The organism is Comamonas koreensis, from assembly GCF_021026195.1.
GTDB lineage: Bacteria > Pseudomonadota > Gammaproteobacteria > Burkholderiales > Burkholderiaceae_C > Comamonas > Comamonas koreensis.
The window spans coordinates 243,040-259,498 of record NZ_JAJNCT010000025.1 but is presented as its reverse complement, the minus strand read 5'-3'; the positions used below and the strand labels follow the sequence as shown (position 1 = coordinate 259,498).

Genomic DNA, 16,459 nt, shown 5'->3' with positions numbered 1-16,459 from the left:
CAAACTCTATAGTTCGATCTTGAATTTAAAGTCTCTCGACTACTCACTCACTTGACGGAATCAAGAAGATCCTAAGACCTTCCTCATTACTGTTTTTGTGAGCGCTTGTTTTGCTCCGAAGAACATATGGCAATCGCCACCAAACGCCCACGCTTATCGGCTGTTAATTTTTAAAGACCTAACCCAAGAGCCTCAACCCTTGAACCCCCTTCGCCGCGATCAGCGAAGCCTTGTATTGTAGCACAGCTTTTTGAACTGTTTGACAAAGTTCTCAGCGTCTCCGCTAGCCCCTTGTCAGCACCTTAAAAAAACAAACCTTGCGAACCGCCCTCTTTCGAGTCTGGCAGCTTTGCAAGGCATCGTGCTGTCGATAGACGCTATTGTATAGGCGTTTTCCCGGGGCGTCACGCAGTTGGCGAAAATTTCTGATTGCACCGCATCTGCATGACCTACAGATGACGATGCAAGACCATGGCAGTAGCAGATGCAGCGCCTGCCGGCGCCGATCCCCCTGCAACCGGGCCGCTGTTGGCGCGCACCCGATAATGGCGCCAACATGGCATTGATTACTTTATTAGACGCGCAACTGGCCTTTGGCCACGTTGCCTTACTGGACCACGCAGACTTCGCCCTGGAGTCCCAGGAGCGGGTTGGCCTCATTGGCCGCAATGGAGCAGGCAAGTCCTCGCTGCTGAAGATTCTGGCCGGCATGGAGAAGGCCGATGACGGCCAACTGCAATTGCAGAACGGCCTGCGAATCGCCTATGTGGCCCAGGAACCCAACCTGAACCTGGAACACACGATCTTTGAAGCGGCCTCGGACGGCCTGGCGGAAGTGACCGCCATCCGTGACCGGTACTTTGCCGCCGAAGACGGCGAGGACCTGGATGCACTGCAGTCCCAGATCGAGGCCTTTGATGCCTGGAACTGGGAGCAGCGCGTGGAAGAAACCCTGCAGCGCCTGCATCTGGATCCACAAGCGGTCGTCGGCAATCTGTCCGGCGGTGTGAAAAAGCGCGTAGCCCTGGCCCAGGCGCTGGTGCTGCGCCCCGATGTGCTGTTTCTCGACGAGCCGACCAACCACCTGGATCTGGACTCCATCGCCTGGCTGGAAGACCTGCTCAAGGAATTCAAGGGCAGCATCATCACTATTACCCACGATCGCTCCTTCCTGGATGCGGTGGCGACCCGCATCGTGGAGCTGGACCGTGGCCAGCTGCGCAGCTACCCCGGCAACTTTGCGCAGTACGTGGTGCAAAAGCAGGAGCAGCTGGCACAAGAGTCGGTGATCAATGCCAAGGCCGATAAATTGCTGGCCCAGGAAGAGATTTGGATCCGCAAGGGTGTGGAAGCACGCCGCACGCGCAGCCAGAGCCGGATCGAACGGCTCAAGGTGATGCGCAGCGAACATGCGGCACGCCGCACCGCCCAGGGCAGCGTGAAGATGGACATTGCCTCGGGCGTGGGCAGTGCCTACCAAGGCAAGATCGTGGCCGAGCTGACCGACGTCAGCAAGCGTTTTGGCGACCGGACCATTGTGCGCAACTTCAGCACCACGGTGCTGCGCGGTGACAAGATCGGTCTGCTCGGCCCCAACGGCGCTGGCAAGACCACCTTGCTGAAGATGATTCTGGGCGAGTTGGCTGCAGACAGCGGCACAATCCGCCAGGGCGCCAACCTGCAGGTGGCGTATTTTGACCAGATGCGCGATGCGATCAATCTGGATGCGACCCTGGAGGACTTCATCAGCCCGGGCAGCGAATGGATCGAGATCGGCAACCAGCGCAAGCATGTGAAAAGCTACCTGAGCGATTTCCTGTTCTCGCCCGCACGCGCGCACTCGCCAGTGCGTTCCCTGTCGGGTGGCGAGCGCAACCGCTTGCTGCTGGCCCGCTTGTTTGCCCGCCCCGCCAATGTGCTGGTGCTGGACGAGCCGACCAATGACCTGGACATCGACACCCTGGACCTGCTGGAAGACTTGCTGCAGCAGTACGACGGCACCGTCTTCCTGGTCAGCCATGACCGGACCTTCTTGGACAACGTGGTCACCAGCATCATCGCCGCCGAAGGCGATGGCCATTGGCGCGAGTACGAAGGCTCGGTGCAGGACTGGCTGATCCAGTCGCGCCGCTCCCGTGAGATTGCCGAGCAGCGCGATGCTGCGCAAGCCAGCAAGCAGGCCAAAGAGACCAAGGCCGCTGCAGCAGCCCCCGCGCCAGCGCCCGCTGCAGCCGCTGTGCCCAGCGCACAGCCCAAGCGCAAGCTGAGCTACAAGGACCAGCGCGACCTGGACACCTTGCCGGCCCGCATTGCCGAGTTGGAAGCCGAGCAAAAGGATATCCAGGCCAAGCTGGCCGATGGCAGCCTCTACACCAAGGACTATGGCCAAGCGATGCAGTTGCAGCAGCGCGATGCAGCGATTGAAGAGCAGCTGCTCGAAGCCTTGATGCGCTGGGAAGAGCTGGCCAGCTGATCCCGCGCCGCGCTAAGCCCTCGGCGGCTCAGCGCGGCATGGGTTCGGCCTGCGGAAACTCGGCACGCACCCGCTGGTAGACGCGCCAGAAGCTCGGGTCCTGCGTGCAGGCATAGTTGATGCGCATCAGGGTGGACGGCTGGCGGCTGGCATGGAAGAGGCTGCCCGGCGCAATCAGGTAGTTTTCATCGAGCATGCGCTGGGCCAGTACCTCGGTATCCATGCCGGTATCCACCCAGCCGAACATGCCTGCGGGCTCGGTGACAAAGCAGCAGCCGGACTCCAGCGCCAGCGGCACGCTGTGCTTGCGCGCCTGCACCAGGCGGCTGCGCATGCGCTCGATATGGCGCCGCAGCTGGCCGTTTTCGATGCACAGCGCCATCGCGCGCTCCATCAGCGCCGGGCTGGTCAAGGTCGACAGCAGCTTGGTGTCCAGCATGCGGTCCACCAGATCCGGTGGCGCCACCATATAGCCCACGCGCCAGTTGGGCGCCAGTATCTTGGCAAAGCCGCTCACATAGATGCTGCGCTGGAGGCCATCGAGCACGCTGAGCCGGGTGGCATGCTCGGGTGCGATATGGCTGTAGGTGTCGTCCTCGACGATATAGAAATTGAAGGCCTGCGCCAGCTGCAGCACCTGGTGGGCCGCCGCCGGGTGCAGGCTGTAGCTGGTGGGGTTGTGCAGCACGCTGACGCTGACATAGAGCTTGGGCGCATGGGTTTCGCAGTAATGGCGCATGACGGCCAGATCCGGGCCATCGGGCCCGCGCGGCACCGGCAGCACCTGCATGCCCAGCGCCGCCAGCCGGGCAAACTCTACCGACCAACCGGGCTCCTCCACCATCACCGCATCGCCCGCCTTCAACAAGGTGCGGCTGACAATGTCCAGGCCCTGGGTCGCGCCCATCGTCGTCATCACCTGCTCCATCCCCACCGGCAAGCCCAGCTCCTTGAGGCGATCGGTCAGCAGCGCGCGCAGCAGCTCATCGCCCATGGGCGCGCCGTAGCTCCAGTGCATGGCATGCAGCGCGTCCGATCCCACCACCTTGCGCAGCGCCGATTGCAGAAACTGGTTCTGCAGCCATTCGGGCGGGAACATACCGGCCCCCGGCTGCGGATGCGTGGCCTTGTGCATCATCCCCCGGATCAGCGAGGTGGCATTGATACGCGCAGAGGCGGCCGGTAGCGACAGCGACACCGCATCCTTCAAGGTCTTGTCCTTGGCCACCGGCGGCGCGGCAGGTGCGGTGACCACGGCCTTGGCGACATAGTCGCGCACATAGAAGCCGCGCTGGCGGCGTGCCTCCACCAAGCCCTGGGCCTGCAGCAAGTCATAAGCGGCAACTACCGTATAGGGACTCACGCTTTGCTGGGCGGCGCAGGCCCGCACCGATGGCAGGCGCGCACCGGCTGGCAACAGGCGCGAGCGGATGCGTTCGGCAAAGCGCGCCGCCAGTTGCTCGGTCAGGGTATGGGTGGTGTCGCGGGTCAGCATGGCAATAAAGGGGAGATGTACCGGTTTTGGCACCAATACAGTTCATGGTATTGATTTTCTGTCTGTACTGTAACTGTATTGTTATCAAAGCTACATTATTTGAGGCAAGCCTGCCCTGCAGGCCCAGACTGTCCCCGTGGCAACCGGCCCGCGCCTTCGCGCCACTGGAATGCCGCAGCGGCAGTGCATGATGGGCCTCCCCCAGGGCAGTGGATACGATCACCATGACAACGACAATGACCGCCGTAGAGTTCAGCGCATTTCTGGTTCTGGCCACGGCCATGAGCTTTACCCCCGGGCCCAACACGACGATGGCTGCAGCCATGGGCGCCAACTGGGGGCTCAAGCCGGCGATGCGCTTTGTCTGGGGCGTTCCGATTGGCTGGGGCGCTTTGCTGCTGCTCTGCGCCAGCGGCGTGGGTGCATTGGTGATGGCCGCGCCCGCCCTCAAAGGCGCCATCAAGGCGGTCGGCATTGTGTACCTGGTCTGGCTGGCCTACAAACTCAGCCGCAGCGGCCAACTGGCGGAGACCAAGAACGGCCATCTGCTCGGTTTTTGGCAGGCGGTGGGCCTGCAGTTTGTCAACGTCAAGGCCTGGCTGTTGGCGCTGGCCATTGTCGCGGGCTGGATTGTCGGCTTTCATGATGCGTTGGCGCGTCTGGCCATCGTGCTGCCGGTGATGCTGTTTTACGCCTTTGCCAGCAACTTTCTCTATGCCTCGGTCGGCGCCATGCTGCGCAGCTGGCTGGCCCAGGGCCAGCGTCTGCTCTGGTTCAACCGGGCGATGGCGCTGATCCTGATGCTGACGGCACTATGGATGCTCAAGGCCTGAGCCTGCAGGTACCAATGTCTGTGCCGCTGCCCCCACAAGTTAGACAATCAAAGCCCCACCGGCAGGCCAGAGCACAGGCCTGCCCCCCGCAAAGAAACATGCAGGCCAAAAGCCTGCCGGCAGTGGCCGCCCGCCGTGCGCAATCCCAGACGCCCGGCCCCTGCCAATACCCCAACCTACGGTGGCTCTGCGCTGCATCCACCCCGGCCAGGGCGCTGTCGCCCCGGCTGCCTGTCAAAGAGATGAGGAAATGATGACGAACTGGACCTTGGCCAAACGCGCCGCCAGCATGAACCCCTCGGTGATCCGCGAGATCCTGAAAGTGACCGAGAAGCCCGGCATCATCAGCCTGGCCGGTGGCTTGCCCTCCCCCAAGACCTTCCCGATCGCTGCCTTCAAGGAAGCAGCCGACAAGGTACTGCTGCAGGACGGCGCCTCCGCGCTGCAGTACGCCGCCAGCGAAGGCTATGCGCCGTTGCGCGAGTTTGTGGCCAAGCAACTGCCCTGGGACGTCAGCCCTGACCAGGTGCTGATCACCACCGGCTCTCAGCAGGGCCTGGATTTGATGGGCAAGATTCTGCTCGACGAGGGCAGCCGCCTGCTGGTGGAGACGCCAACCTATCTGGGCGCGCTGCAGGCGTTCTCGCCCCAACAGCCCCAGGTGGTGGGGGTGGACAGCGATGACCAGGGCGTGATCCCCGATGACCTGGCGCGCAAGGCTGGCGAAGGCGCGGACAAGGCGCGCATGGTCTACCTGCTGCCCAACTTCCAGAACCCCACCGGCCGCAGCATGGACGAGGCCCGCCGCCAGGCCGTGGTGGACCGCCTGGCCAGCTTGGGCATCCCGTTTCTGGAAGACAACCCCTACGGCGACCTCTGGTACGACCAGGCGCCCCCTGCCCCACTGACGGCCCGCAACCCCGAAGGCGGCGTGTACCTGGGCTCCTTCTCCAAGGTGCTGGCACCCGGCCTGCGCCTGGGTTATGTGGTGGCACCCAAGGCGGTCTACACCAAGCTGCTGCAGGCCAAACAGGCGGCCGATCTGCACACGCCCACCTTCAACCAGCGCATGGTGGCCGAGGTGGTGCAAAGCGGTTTTCTGGACCAGCATGTGCCCACCATCCGCGCGCTCTACAAAAAGCAGCGCGATGCGATGCTGGCCGCGCTGAGCACGCATTTCGCCGACCTGGATGTGCAGTGGACCACGCCAACGGGCGGCATGTTCCTCTGGGTGCGCATGCCCGAAGGCATTGATACGGTCGCCATGCTGCCCGCCGCCGTCGAGCGCAATGTGGCCTATGTGCCCGGCAGCGCCTTCTATGCCAGCCAGCCGGACAACCGCACCATGCGTCTGTCCTATGTAACAGCCTCGGAAGAGCAGATCCATATCGCCATCAAGGCGCTGGCAGATACGGTGCGTGCCACTTTGGCAGCGCGATAAGCCAGCAGGCCACACCACCACCACGCAGCCCGCCGGAGCGCGGGCCGCACGCCAATTTCAAGGAAGACACATGCTGAAAATCTGGGGCCGCATCAGCTCGATCAATGTGCGCAAGGCCGTCTGGGCCGCGCAGGAAGTGGGCGTTGCGTTTGAGCGCATAGACACCGGCGGCAAGTTCGGCGGCACGCAGACGCCGGAGTACCTGGCCCGCAACCCCAATGCCATGGTGCCGGCGATCGAAGACGGCGAAGGCGCCATGCAGCTGACCCTGTTCGAGTCCAATGTGATCGTGCGCTACCTCTGCGCCCGCTACTCTCCCGGCGTGCTCTACCCGGCAGCGCTGGCCCAGCGCTTTGATGCCGAGCGCTGGATGGACTGGCAGCAAACGACGATGAACCCCGCCGGGCGCGATGCCTTTATCCAGCTCATCCGCACCGCCCCCGAGCAACGCGATGCGCAAAAGATCGCCGCCTCCATCGCCGCGATGGAACCCCTGCTGCAACTGCTGGACCGCCATCTGGCCAGCCATGCCTACCTGCAAGGCGCGCAGTTCGGCATGGCCGACATCCCCATCGCCTGCGAGGTGCACCGCTGGTGGAACCTGCCCGCCGCCGCCTACCAGCGCCCCCACTATCCGCATGTCGAGCGCTGGTTTGCCGCGATGCTGGCCCGCCCGGCCAGCCGGGGCGTGCTGGATATCCGCATCGAATAAGCGCCGCCCAGCCCGCTCCCCCGCAGCGCGCCACAGCGGCGCGCCCTGCTCCATTTTCCCTACCAAGACGCGACCACCATGCAGCCACGCCGCTTTGCCCAGCTCGATGTATTTGCCGACCAGGCCCTGCAGGGCAATGCGCTCGCCGTGGTGCTCGATGGCGAAGGCATCAGCGATGCGGCCATGCTGGACTTTGCACGCTGGACCAATCTGTCCGAAACCACCTTTGTGTTGCCGCCCACGGCCGAGGGGGCCGCTGGTGGTGCCGACTACCGCTTGCGCATCTTCACCCCGGCAGGCGAGCTGGCCTTTGCCGGCCATCCGACCCTGGGCAGTTGCCAGGCCTGGCTCAACGCCGGTGGCAGGCCGCGCCAGGCACAACAGGTGGTGCAGGAATGCGCCAAGGGCCTGGTCAGCATCCAGCGCTCGCCCTCTGCCAGCAACATCGACCGGGAAGGCCTGGCCTTTGCCGCACCGCCACTGCAGCGCAGCGAGGTGCCGGCCAGTGTGCAGACAGAGGTCATGGCGGCATTGGCCTTGCAGGCCGATGACCTGGTCGCCGCGCAGTGGCTGGACAATGGATCGCGCTGGATGGGTTTGCTGGTGCGTGACACCGATGTACTGCCCCGCGCTCAGCCCAATGCGGCGGCGCTGCGGGCGCTGGGCGTCAAAGCCGGCCTCTGCGCCATCCACACACCCAGCAGCGGCCCGATGGCGGCAGATCCGGTGCTGGAAGTGCGCGGCATCACCTTGACCGCCCACGGCATCGCCGAAGACCCGGCCACGGGCAGCCTCAATGCCAGTCTGGCCCAGTGGCTGGGCGCTGCCGGACATATCGCCTTGCCCTACTGCGTGCAGCAAGGGGCGGCCATCGGCCGCGCAGGCCGCATGCGCCTGACGATCGATGCGCATGGCCAGGTCTGGGCGCAAGGCCAGGTGCACAGCGTGCTGACAGGCCAGGTCATTCTCTGAATACTGAAGAAAGGAAGTTCCCATGCGTACACGCGCCTTTATGCAGGTCGATGTGTTTTCCGAAACCGCCTACCGTGGCAACCCGCTGGCCGTGGTGCTGGACAGCGAAGGCCTGAGCGACGAGGCCATGCAGGCCTTTGCCCGCTGGACCAACCTGTCCGAAACCACCTTTTTGCTGCCGCCCACGCCCGAGGGCCGTGCCCAGGGTGCGGACTACCGGGTGCGCATCTTCACCCCCGGCGGCGAACTGCCTTTTGCCGGCCACCCCACCTTGGGCAGCTGCCACGCCTGGCTGGCAGCCGGCGGCCAGCCGCAGCAAGCCGGCCGCGTGGTGCAGGAATGTGCCAAGGGGCTGGTGCCCTTGCAGCAGGACGCACGCAGCGGCCGCCTGGCCTTTGCCGCCCCCCCGCTCAGCCGAAGCGAAATTACAGATGCAGAACTGGCCCCGGTGCTGCAGGCCGCCGGCCTGCAAGCGGGCCAGGTGCTGGCCAGCCAAAAGCTCAACAACGGCCCCGTGTTCTGGGCCCTGCTGCTGGATGACCCGGACACCGTCCTCGCGATGCAGCCGGATCTGACGGCCTTGCATGGCCTGGGCATGGAGTTGGCCGTGGCCGCGCTGTACCCGCAAGCGGGCAAGACGCTGATCGGCCGAGCCAGCCGCGAGGCACGTGCCTTTGACGGCGCCTCGGGCCAGGCCAGCCGCCCGCCTGAGGTTGATATCGAGGTCCGCGTCTGGTTCAACACCGGCGCCAGCCTCAGCGAAGACCCGATCACCGGCAGCCTCAATGCCAGCCTGGCCCAGTGGCTGCTGGCCGATGGCCATCTGCAGGCACCCTATGTCGCCAGCCAGGGCATCAACCTGGACCGCAGCGGCATCGTCAACATCACGCAGGATGCCGCCGGCCAGGTCTGGGTGGGCGGCCATGTGTCCGCCGGCATCCAGGGCGAGGTCCTGCTGTGAGCCAAGCCGCACTGGACCACCTCGTCGTCATGGCGGCCAGCCTGGAAGAAGGCCTGGCCTGGTGCGAGGCGACCTTGGGCGTGACGCCTGATGCAGGCGGCCAGCATGCCTTCATGGGCACCCACAACCGCCTGCTGCGCATCAGCAGCCCGGCCTTTGCGGCCAGCTACCTGGAGATCATCGCGATCGACCCACAAGGCCAGGCACCCAGCGGCCACCGCCGCTGGTTTGACATGGACGACAGCGCGCTGCAGGCCCAGGTGCGCAGCCAGGGCCCGCAGCTGATCCATTGGGTCGCGCGCGTCAACGGCATCGTGCAGGCCAGCGAGGCCTTACGCGCACTGGGCCATGCCGTCGGCACGCCCCAGGCCGCCAGCCGGCAAACACCCCGGGGCCTGCTGGCCTGGCAGATTGGGCTGCGGCCCGATGGCCAGCGCCTGCTGCAAGGCCTGCTGCCCACCTTGATTGAATGGGGAGAGCAGCACCCCGAAGCCAGCATGGCGGACAAGGGCGTTGCACTGCAGCAGCTGCAGTTGCTGCACCCCGATGCCGATGCTCTGAAAACGGCGCTGCAAGCGCTGGGTCTGGTTGGCAACCCGGCCTTGCAATTGGCCCAGGCCAGCACGCCTGCGCTGGTCGCGCATTTGCACACGCCCAAAGGGCCGGTGCAGCTGCGCAGCCCTCTCTGATCCGCTCTTCAACGCACCTTCTTTTTTGACCTATGCAAGCCATCTCCCTTCCCAGCCTCGCCGAGATTGAGGCCGCCTCCCGCATCGTCTACCGTGAGTTCCAGGCCACGCCGCAGTACCGCTGGCAGCTGCTGGGCGAACGCCTGGGGGCCGAGTGCTGGCTCAAGCACGAGAACCACACGCCGGTGGGCGCATTCAAGATCCGGGGCGGCCTGGCCTATTTTGCGCAGATGGCCGCGCGCGGCACCCTGCCCGCCCAGGTGATCAGCGCCACGCGCGGCAACCACGGCCAGAGCATCGCCTGGGCCGCGCGCAGCCATGGCGTGCGCTGCACCATCGTCGTGCCCCATGGCAACTCGGTGGAGAAGAACATGGCGATGCGCTCGCTGGGCGCCGAGCTGATCGAGCACGGCGACGACTTCCAGTCCGCCCGCGAGCATGCGATTGCGCTGGCCGAGCAACACGGCGCCCACATGGTGCCCAGCTACCACCCGGACCTGGTCAGCGGCGTCAGCACCTACTGGTGGGAGTTTTTGCGCGCCGTGCCGCATTTGCAGACCGTCTATGTGCCGATTGGCCTGGGCTCGGGCGCCTGCGCTGCCGTGGCCGCCAAGCTGGCCTTGCAGCACCCGGTGCGCATTGTCGGGGTGATCAGCACGGGAGCCACCACCTACCGCGATTCCATCGCCGCCGGTGAAGTGGTCGAGGCAGTGGTCAGCACCGAGATTGCCGACGGCATGGCCGTGCGCCGCGCCGACCCGATGGCCCTGCCCGTGCTGCGCCAGCATCTGGACCACCTGGTAGCGGTCAGCGACGACGAGGTGCGCGAAGCCATGCGCTGTTTGTTCACCGACACCCACAATGTGGCCGAAGGCGCCGGTGCCGCTGCGCTGGCCGCCGCGCTACAAGAGCGTGAGCTGATCGCCGGCCAGACCATTGGCCTGGCGTTGACGGGTGGCAATGTGGATGCGGCTGTGTTCAGCCAGGTGCTGGCCGGCTGATTCTGCGTGTGTAAGACTTCAGCGGGGAGCTACCGTCCACGCCAGCTGGTGGATCTCCTGCAGCAGCAAGGCAAGTTGCTGGGCCGCCGCCTCCACCACCGCGCGGCCTTTGTCTGCCGTGGCGCCAGCGGCATTGCCAACGGCGCCGCAGGGGTTGTAGTCTTCCATCGCCCACCCCATCTTGGCGCTCTTGCCATTGCCCACAATCGCAAAGTGCCGCGCCCGGTCTTGGGACGTGGAATGGAAGCAGCCCGCCAGCGCCATGTCCACCTGTGCAGGTGCGAGGTGCAGCATCATCGAGGTTTCCACCTCGCCGCCATGGATGCCAAAGCGGTGCTCCTCGGCGCTGAACAGGCCCGTCACTTCGGCCGGCAACGGCAGCCCACCCCAGCTGCTGCTGTAGACCAGCATGCCATGGGCCATGCGCAGCTCGCGCGCGACGATATCCATCACCGCCACCTGCCCGCCATGGGTGTTGAACATCAGCAGCTTGCGGATGCCCGCCCGCGCCACCGCCTGGCCCAGCGCGGTCCAGAGATCGATGATGAGCTTGGGCGGCAGGCTCAGGGTGCCGGGAAAGTTCAGGTGCTCGGTGCTGAGGCCAATGTTCTGCGCCGGCAGCACCAGCACCGGCACATCGGCCGGTAGCAGCGGAATGGCCGCCGCCACAATGCCTTGCAGCAAGGTGGCATCAACGGAGACGGGCAAATGCGGGCCATGCTGCTCCACCGCGCCCACCGGCAGCACCGCCACCGTGCTGGCCGCCAGGCCGCTGGTCTGCGCCTGGGCAAATTCGCGCGTGCTGATATCGGCCCAGAAACGGGAAGACCAGGGGGCGACAGCAGGGTTTTCAGAGGCGGGCATGGGCATTCCAACAAACAGGCGGCACACCATGTGCCGGCGCAGCAGCTATCTTAGGCCATGCAGCTCAACCTAAGCCGCCTTGAGTCGGCGGTACAAGGTCTGCCGGCTGATGCCCAGCAGCTTGGCCGCCTGCGACACATTGCCCCGGCACTGCTGCAGCATCTGCGCAATGGCAGCGTGGGAGAGGGTTTTCAGATCGGTGGCGGGCAGGCTGGGCGGCTGTGCTTGCGCTGCCAAAGCAGCGACGGCCATCGGCGCGCCTTCGCGGTAGCGCAGCAGCTCCTGCGCCAGGTCGTCGGAGAGCTGTGACCAGCCAATGCTGTCTTCACCGGGCAGCAGCAGCGCCGATGCGGTCTGCAGCGCGTTGGCGTATTCGCGCAGATTGCCGGGCCAGGGGTAGTGCGCCATCGCAAAGGCCAGGTCGGGGTGCAGCCGCACCGCTTGGCCGGGATTGAACTGGTCCAGCAAGCGGCGTGTGATCGCGTCCCGGTCGCTGCGCTCGCGCAGCGCGGGCAACTGCAAGGCCAGGCCATTGATACGGTAGAACAGATCGGCCCGAAAGCGCCCTTGCGCCACGGCCTCGCGCAGCTGGTGGTGGGTGGCGCAGACCAGCGCAAAGTCCAGCTGCTGGGCCTTGCCGCCCCCCAGCGGGGTGATGCTGCGCTCCTGCAGCACACGCAGCAAACGGGTTTGCAGCGCCAGCGGCATATCGCCAATTTCGTCGAGGAACAAGGTGCCGCCCTGGGCCTCGCGCAGACGGCCAAGCTGGCCATCGCGTCGGGCACCGGTAAAAGCTCCTGACTCGTAGCCAAACAGCTCGGCCTCGATCAAATGCTCTGGAATCGCCGCACAGTTGATGGCCACAAAGGGCCCGGCATGGCGCGCGCTGCTGTCGTGCAGCGCGCGGGCAAACAGCTCCTTGCCCACGCCCGATTCGCCCTGCACCAGCAAGGCAATGCCCTTGCCCAGGGTGCGCCGGCCACGCTCTGCGGCAGCGCGCCAGGTCGGGTCGCCCGTGTCCAGCTGGGCCAGCGCATCGGGCGCAGGCCGCAGAGGCGCCGCCGCCAGCGGCGCACGGACAGCGCGATCGCTGCTCAGCACAGCTGGCGTAGCGGCTGCCGCTGTGGCTTGCAGGGGCAGCACCAGGCGCGCAAACACGCTGCGGCCGGTGTGCAGGGCCGCCAAGTGCAGGCGTTCGGTGTGGCTGTGGCCCCGGGCCAGCCAGTCGCGCAACGGCATGGCGCTGATGTCATCCCAGTGCAGATGGCCCCAGTCGGCGAGGGCGATCTTGAGGCTTTGCATGGCCGCGCGGTTGCCGCCCAACAGCAAGCCATCCGGCGCCAGCGCCAGAATGCCTTCGGCGGCGGTGCCCACCCCTTCGGCCTGGGTGTGGAAATGCATGCGCCAGTCCCGCTGGTGGCGCGCCAGCAGCCAGCGGTTTTCAATCATGCGGGCAGCAGTGGTGGCCAGCCCCAGGGTATGGGCCTGGGCCAGGCGTTGGTCACCGGAGATATCGAGCACGCCCAGCAGTTGGCCCTGGGCGCTGAAGATGGGCGAGGCCGCGCAGCTCAAAAAACTGTTGGCCTCCAGAAAGTGCTCGGCGCCCTCCACGCGCAGCGGCGTGGCCTCTACCAGCGCCGTGCCAATCGCATTGGTGCCGCGCGCCTCTTCGGTCCAGATCGCGCCACTGCGCAGCGCCACCCGCTCGGCCTTGTTCAGAAACGGTGCATCGCCCAAGGTGTGCAGCAAGGTGCTCTGGGCATTGGCCAGGATGACCATGCTGTGGCTGTCCTGGATCTGCTCGAACACATAGTCCATCACCGGCCGGGCAATGGCGAGCAGGTCTTCACTGCGGGTGAGCACCTGGCGCATTTCGGTCCCCGTCAGCGGATCGCCGCCAGAGACACGGCCCACCGGTTGCACCCCTGCGCGCAGGCTGCGCTGCCAGGAGCTGGCAATGCGCGCCTGCACGGCCCCGGGCGGGCATTCACCATGTGCCAACAAATGCACCCGTGCCTGACGCAGCACCTGGGAGGTGATCTGGGGATCCATGTTGTCTCCTTGCAAGCCTGTCTGCGCAGGCCCATGGGGACAGTATAGGAAAGCGGCCGTGCTGGGTTGCCGCGAATAGCCATGACGCTGTCCGACTGTTCCAGATTGGAACACCTGCACTGTCCAGCGCTGTTCCAGCGGCTGCCATTGCGCGCTATCAGACTGAGACAAATCAAGCGCTTGCCGCGCTTTTCACGCTGGCATGCATCTTGATATGTCCATGGTGACTCGTGCCTTCAGCGGCTTTGCCAGCAGCGCGAATCAGCTTGAGACATCCATTTCCAAGGAGACAAACCATGCAATACGTATTTCCCGGCCAATCGGGCGCCAAGATCAGCTACAAGAAGCAGTACAACAACTTCATCGGCGGCCAGTGGAAGGCGCCCGTCAAGGGCCAGTACTTTGATGTGGTCTCGCCGATCAACGGCCAGGTCTATACGCAGGCCGCACGCTCCACCGCCGAAGACGTGGAGCTGGCACTGGATGCCGCCCATGCTGCGGCAGATGCCTGGGGCAAAAAATCAGCCGCCGAGCGCTCGAATGTGCTGCTGCAGATTGCCGACCGCATCGACGCCAATACCGAGCTGCTGGCCTATGCCGAAACCGTGGACAACGGCAAGGCGATCCGCGAGACGCTCAATGCCGACATTCCGCTGTCGGCCGACCACTTCCGCTACTTTGCCGGCGCGCTGCGGGCGCAGGAAGGCGGCATCAGCGAGATCGACAGCACGACAGTCGCCTACCACTACCATGAGCCTCTGGGCGTCGTGGGCCAGATCATTCCCTGGAACTTCCCGATTCTGATGGCCGCCTGGAAGCTGGCCCCCGCCATTGCCGCTGGTAACTGCGTGGTGCTCAAGCCCGCCGAATCCACGCCCATCGGCTTGCTGATCCTCATCGAGCTGATCGAAGACCTGCTGCCCGCTGGCGTGCTCAACGTGGTCAACGGCTATGGACGTGAGGCCGGCATGCCGCTGGCCAACAGCAAGCGCATCGCCAAGATTGCCTTTACCGGCTCGACCAGCACCGGCCGCGTCATCGCCCAGGCTGCCGCCAACAACCTGATCCCCGCCACTCTGGAGCTGGGTGGCAAGTCGCCCAATGTGTTCTTTGCCGATGTGATGGACCATGACGATGCCTTCCTCGACAAGGCCATCGAAGGCTTGGTGCTGTTCGCCTTCAACCAGGGCGAGGTCTGCACCTGCCCCAGCCGCGCGCTGATCCATGAATCCATCTATGACCGCTTCATGGAAAAAGTGCTCAAGCGCATTGCCGCCATCAAGCACGGCAACCCGCTGGACACCGACAGCATGATGGGTGCACAGGCCAGCAAGGAACAGCTGATCAAGATCAGCAGCTACCTGGACCTGGGCCGCCAGGAAGGCGCCGAGGTGCTGATTGGCGGCGCCGAAGCCAAGCTCGGCGGCGATCTGGACGGCGGCTACTACGTGCAGCCCACCGTGTTCAAGGGCCACAACAAGATGCGCATCTTCCAGGAAGAAATCTTCGGCCCGGTGCTGGCCGTGACCACCTTCAAGACCGAAGAAGAAGCGCTGGAGCTGGCCAACGACACCTTGTACGGCCTGGGCGCTGGCGTCTGGACGCGCAACGGCAACCTGGCCTACCGCATGGGCCGCGCCATCAAGGCGGGCCGCGTGTGGACCAACTGCTACCACCACTACCCCGCCCACGCCGCCTTTGGCGGTTACAAGGAATCGGGCATCGGCCGTGAGAACCACAAGATGATGCTGGACCACTACCAGCAGACCAAGAATCTGTTGGTGTCCTACTCCGAAAACAAGCTGGGCTTCTTCTAATAGAGCCGTGTGCTGGGCGGTGTGCCCGGCCCCCACTGCAGCCGCAGCAGGGGCCGGGGCCACGCACGCCGCCTGTGCAACACCCCATCACGACAGGCATGGCAAGGCCTCGCCTGCCATCACCGGAGACAGCACGATGACTGTGGAAAAAGTGGTGGCCACCCCGGCCGCGCAAGCGCTGATTGCCCTGCTCAAAGACAAGCATGGCCCTGGCCTGATGTTTCACCAATCGGGCGGCTGCTGCGACAACAGTGCAGCCAACTGCTACCTGCTGGGTGAGTTGACCATTGGCCAGGGCGATGTCTACCTGGGCGACATCGGCGGCTGCCCGTTTTACATGAGCACCTCCCAGTATGCGTACTGGAAGCACACCCAGCTCATCATCGATGTGATCGATACCCACGGCGGCGGCACCTTCTCACTCGAAGGCCCAGAGGGCAAGGCCTTCCATACCCGCTCGCGGGTGTTCAGCAACGCCGAGCTGGCGGCGCTGGCGCAACAGGATGCGCAGGGCATTGCAAACAATGCGCCGTCCTAGCCCCTGACAAGCCCCGCACCTACCGCACAATCTTGGTGCAAAAGTTAAAATTATTTTAATAAATCAAAAACTTAAACAAAGACCATGGGCCCAGCTAGGTGAAATTGCTGCAATGCAGCATTCTTCATTCCTTTCTACAATTTCCCCAGTACCAACTCCGCTGTGGATGCCATGAACGCCCAACACAAAACCCAAGCCAAGGTCCAGAATCTGGCCCATAAAAGCCTGGAGCTCAGCCTGGCTGCCCCTCAGGTGGTTGCGCAGCGCGTGGGCCGGATGATGCTCGCCGGCTCCCGTCCATCGGCCCGAGACCAGCAGGAGTTCTACCGCATGGGCAGTGAAAAGGTAGCGGCCTTCTACGAGTCCTGGATGGGCATGTGGGCGCAAGCCTGTACCTCCTACTGGCAGACCGCTGCCAGCATGTACACCACCCCGATGCTGAGCGCCAGCAGCAGCAACCCGCTGGCCGCCTTTGGCGTGGGCAAGGCCACCTCGCGCATGGTGACGCAGCAGGTGCAGGCAGTGACCGATGTGCTCAATGCCGGCCTGACACCCGTCCATGCCAAGGCCGTGCGCAATGCCAAGCGGCTGTCGCGCACCAAGCGCTAAGC

14 protein-coding genes are annotated in these 16,459 nt (G+C 64.8%); 11 read left to right on the top strand and 3 right to left on the bottom strand.

Annotated elements, in window-relative coordinates; genetic code table 11:
* Nucleotides 1–556: 556 nt before the first annotated feature.
* Nucleotides 557–2,473 carry an ATP-binding cassette domain-containing protein gene (locus tag LPW39_RS19115; protein ID WP_230778729.1) on the top strand — a complete coding sequence of 639 codons (1,917 nt, stop codon included), beginning with the start codon at nucleotides 557–559 and terminating at the stop codon, nucleotides 2,471–2,473.
* A gap of 28 nt (nucleotides 2,474–2,501) precedes the next feature.
* Here the strand turns inward: LPW39_RS19115 and LPW39_RS19110 are convergent, their stop codons facing one another.
* Nucleotides 2,502–3,968: an aminotransferase-like domain-containing protein gene (locus LPW39_RS19110; RefSeq protein ID WP_230778780.1), complete on the bottom strand. Its 1,467-nt coding sequence runs from the start codon at nucleotides 3,966–3,968 to the stop codon at nucleotides 2,502–2,504.
* Between the two features lie 236 nt (nucleotides 3,969–4,204).
* Between LPW39_RS19110 and LPW39_RS19105 the strand changes: the two genes are divergently transcribed.
* The 7 genes from LPW39_RS19105 to LPW39_RS19075 all read left to right on the top strand — a co-directional run bounded on the left by LPW39_RS19105 (nucleotide 4,205) and on the right by LPW39_RS19075 (nucleotide 10,577).
* Nucleotides 4,205–4,801: a LysE family translocator gene (locus tag LPW39_RS19105; protein WP_230778779.1), complete on the top strand. Its 597-nt coding sequence runs from the start codon at nucleotides 4,205–4,207 to the stop codon at nucleotides 4,799–4,801.
* A 253-nt stretch (nucleotides 4,802–5,054) separates the two neighbouring features.
* Complete coding sequence (locus LPW39_RS19100; protein WP_230778776.1) at nucleotides 5,055–6,242, top strand: aminotransferase-like domain-containing protein; 1,188 nt, start codon at nucleotides 5,055–5,057, stop codon at nucleotides 6,240–6,242.
* 70 nt (nucleotides 6,243–6,312) lie between these two features.
* The gene (locus LPW39_RS19095) at nucleotides 6,313–6,954 is read left to right on the top strand and encodes a glutathione S-transferase (RefSeq protein ID WP_230778727.1); all 642 of its coding nucleotides are present in this window, start codon (nucleotides 6,313–6,315) and stop codon (nucleotides 6,952–6,954) included.
* 78 nt (nucleotides 6,955–7,032) lie between these two features.
* Nucleotides 7,033–7,926 carry a PhzF family phenazine biosynthesis protein gene (locus LPW39_RS19090; protein ID WP_230778724.1) on the top strand — a complete coding sequence of 298 codons (894 nt, stop codon included), beginning with the start codon at nucleotides 7,033–7,035 and terminating at the stop codon, nucleotides 7,924–7,926.
* A gap of 22 nt (nucleotides 7,927–7,948) precedes the next feature.
* A complete protein-coding gene (locus tag LPW39_RS19085) occupies nucleotides 7,949–8,887 on the top strand; it encodes a PhzF family phenazine biosynthesis protein (RefSeq protein WP_230778722.1) in 939 nt (312 codons plus the stop codon).
* Nucleotides 8,884–9,576, top strand: a complete 693-nt coding sequence (locus tag LPW39_RS19080) for a VOC family protein (protein WP_230778720.1) — start codon at nucleotides 8,884–8,886, stop codon at nucleotides 9,574–9,576. The genes LPW39_RS19085 and LPW39_RS19080 overlap by 4 nt, the downstream gene beginning before the upstream one ends.
* 32 nt (nucleotides 9,577–9,608) lie before the next feature.
* The gene (locus LPW39_RS19075; protein ID WP_230778717.1) at nucleotides 9,609–10,577 is read left to right on the top strand and encodes a threonine dehydratase; all 969 of its coding nucleotides are present in this window, start codon (nucleotides 9,609–9,611) and stop codon (nucleotides 10,575–10,577) included.
* 18 nt (nucleotides 10,578–10,595) lie between these two features.
* Here LPW39_RS19075 and LPW39_RS19070 read toward each other — a convergent pair whose 3' ends face one another.
* Both LPW39_RS19070 and LPW39_RS19065 read right to left on the bottom strand, forming a co-directional pair.
* A complete protein-coding gene (locus LPW39_RS19070; protein WP_230778714.1) occupies nucleotides 10,596–11,441 on the bottom strand; it encodes a creatininase family protein in 846 nt (281 codons plus the stop codon).
* Nucleotides 11,442–11,510: 69 nt separating this feature from the next.
* Nucleotides 11,511–13,493, bottom strand: a complete 1,983-nt coding sequence (locus LPW39_RS19065; protein ID WP_230778712.1) for a sigma-54-dependent Fis family transcriptional regulator — start codon at nucleotides 13,491–13,493, stop codon at nucleotides 11,511–11,513.
* Between the two features lie 296 nt (nucleotides 13,494–13,789).
* Here LPW39_RS19065 and exaC point away from each other — a divergent pair, with 296 nt between their 5' ends.
* From exaC to LPW39_RS19050, 3 genes are all read left to right on the top strand, one after another.
* Entirely contained in the window at nucleotides 13,790–15,310 is a 1,521-nt protein-coding gene (gene exaC, locus LPW39_RS19060) for an acetaldehyde dehydrogenase ExaC (protein WP_230778711.1), read from the top strand.
* A gap of 136 nt (nucleotides 15,311–15,446) precedes the next feature.
* Nucleotides 15,447–15,848: a DUF779 domain-containing protein gene (locus LPW39_RS19055; protein ID WP_230778710.1), complete on the top strand. Its 402-nt coding sequence runs from the start codon at nucleotides 15,447–15,449 to the stop codon at nucleotides 15,846–15,848.
* Nucleotides 15,849–16,019: 171 nt separating this feature from the next.
* Nucleotides 16,020–16,457 carry a polyhydroxyalkanoate granule-associated phasin gene (locus tag LPW39_RS19050; RefSeq protein WP_230778709.1) on the top strand — a complete coding sequence of 146 codons (438 nt, stop codon included), beginning with the start codon at nucleotides 16,020–16,022 and terminating at the stop codon, nucleotides 16,455–16,457.
* Nucleotides 16,458–16,459 lie beyond the last annotated feature (2 nt).

What these genes read in the sequence shown, in the direction of transcription:
- LPW39_RS19115 (WP_230778729.1), top strand. Translation starts at nt 557, where the DNA reads ATGGCATTGATTACTTTATTAGACGCGCAACTGGCCTTTGGCCACGTT.
- LPW39_RS19110 (WP_230778780.1), bottom strand. Translation starts at nt 3,968, where the DNA reads ATGCTGACCCGCGACACCACCCATACCCTGACCGAGCAACTGGCGGCG.
- LPW39_RS19105 (WP_230778779.1), top strand. Translation starts at nt 4,205, where the DNA reads ATGACCGCCGTAGAGTTCAGCGCATTTCTGGTTCTGGCCACGGCCATG.
- LPW39_RS19100 (WP_230778776.1), top strand. Translation starts at nt 5,055, where the DNA reads ATGACGAACTGGACCTTGGCCAAACGCGCCGCCAGCATGAACCCCTCG.
- LPW39_RS19095 (WP_230778727.1), top strand. Translation starts at nt 6,313, where the DNA reads ATGCTGAAAATCTGGGGCCGCATCAGCTCGATCAATGTGCGCAAGGCC.
- LPW39_RS19090 (WP_230778724.1), top strand. Translation starts at nt 7,033, where the DNA reads ATGCAGCCACGCCGCTTTGCCCAGCTCGATGTATTTGCCGACCAGGCC.
- LPW39_RS19085 (WP_230778722.1), top strand. Translation starts at nt 7,949, where the DNA reads ATGCGTACACGCGCCTTTATGCAGGTCGATGTGTTTTCCGAAACCGCC.
- LPW39_RS19075 (WP_230778717.1), top strand. Translation starts at nt 9,609, where the DNA reads ATGCAAGCCATCTCCCTTCCCAGCCTCGCCGAGATTGAGGCCGCCTCC.
- LPW39_RS19070 (WP_230778714.1), bottom strand. Translation starts at nt 11,441, where the DNA reads ATGCCCGCCTCTGAAAACCCTGCTGTCGCCCCCTGGTCTTCCCGTTTC.
- LPW39_RS19065 (WP_230778712.1), bottom strand. Translation starts at nt 13,493, where the DNA reads ATGGATCCCCAGATCACCTCCCAGGTGCTGCGTCAGGCACGGGTGCAT.
- exaC (WP_230778711.1), top strand. Translation starts at nt 13,790, where the DNA reads ATGCAATACGTATTTCCCGGCCAATCGGGCGCCAAGATCAGCTACAAG.
- LPW39_RS19055 (WP_230778710.1), top strand. Translation starts at nt 15,447, where the DNA reads ATGACTGTGGAAAAAGTGGTGGCCACCCCGGCCGCGCAAGCGCTGATT.
- LPW39_RS19050 (WP_230778709.1), top strand. Translation starts at nt 16,020, where the DNA reads ATGAACGCCCAACACAAAACCCAAGCCAAGGTCCAGAATCTGGCCCAT.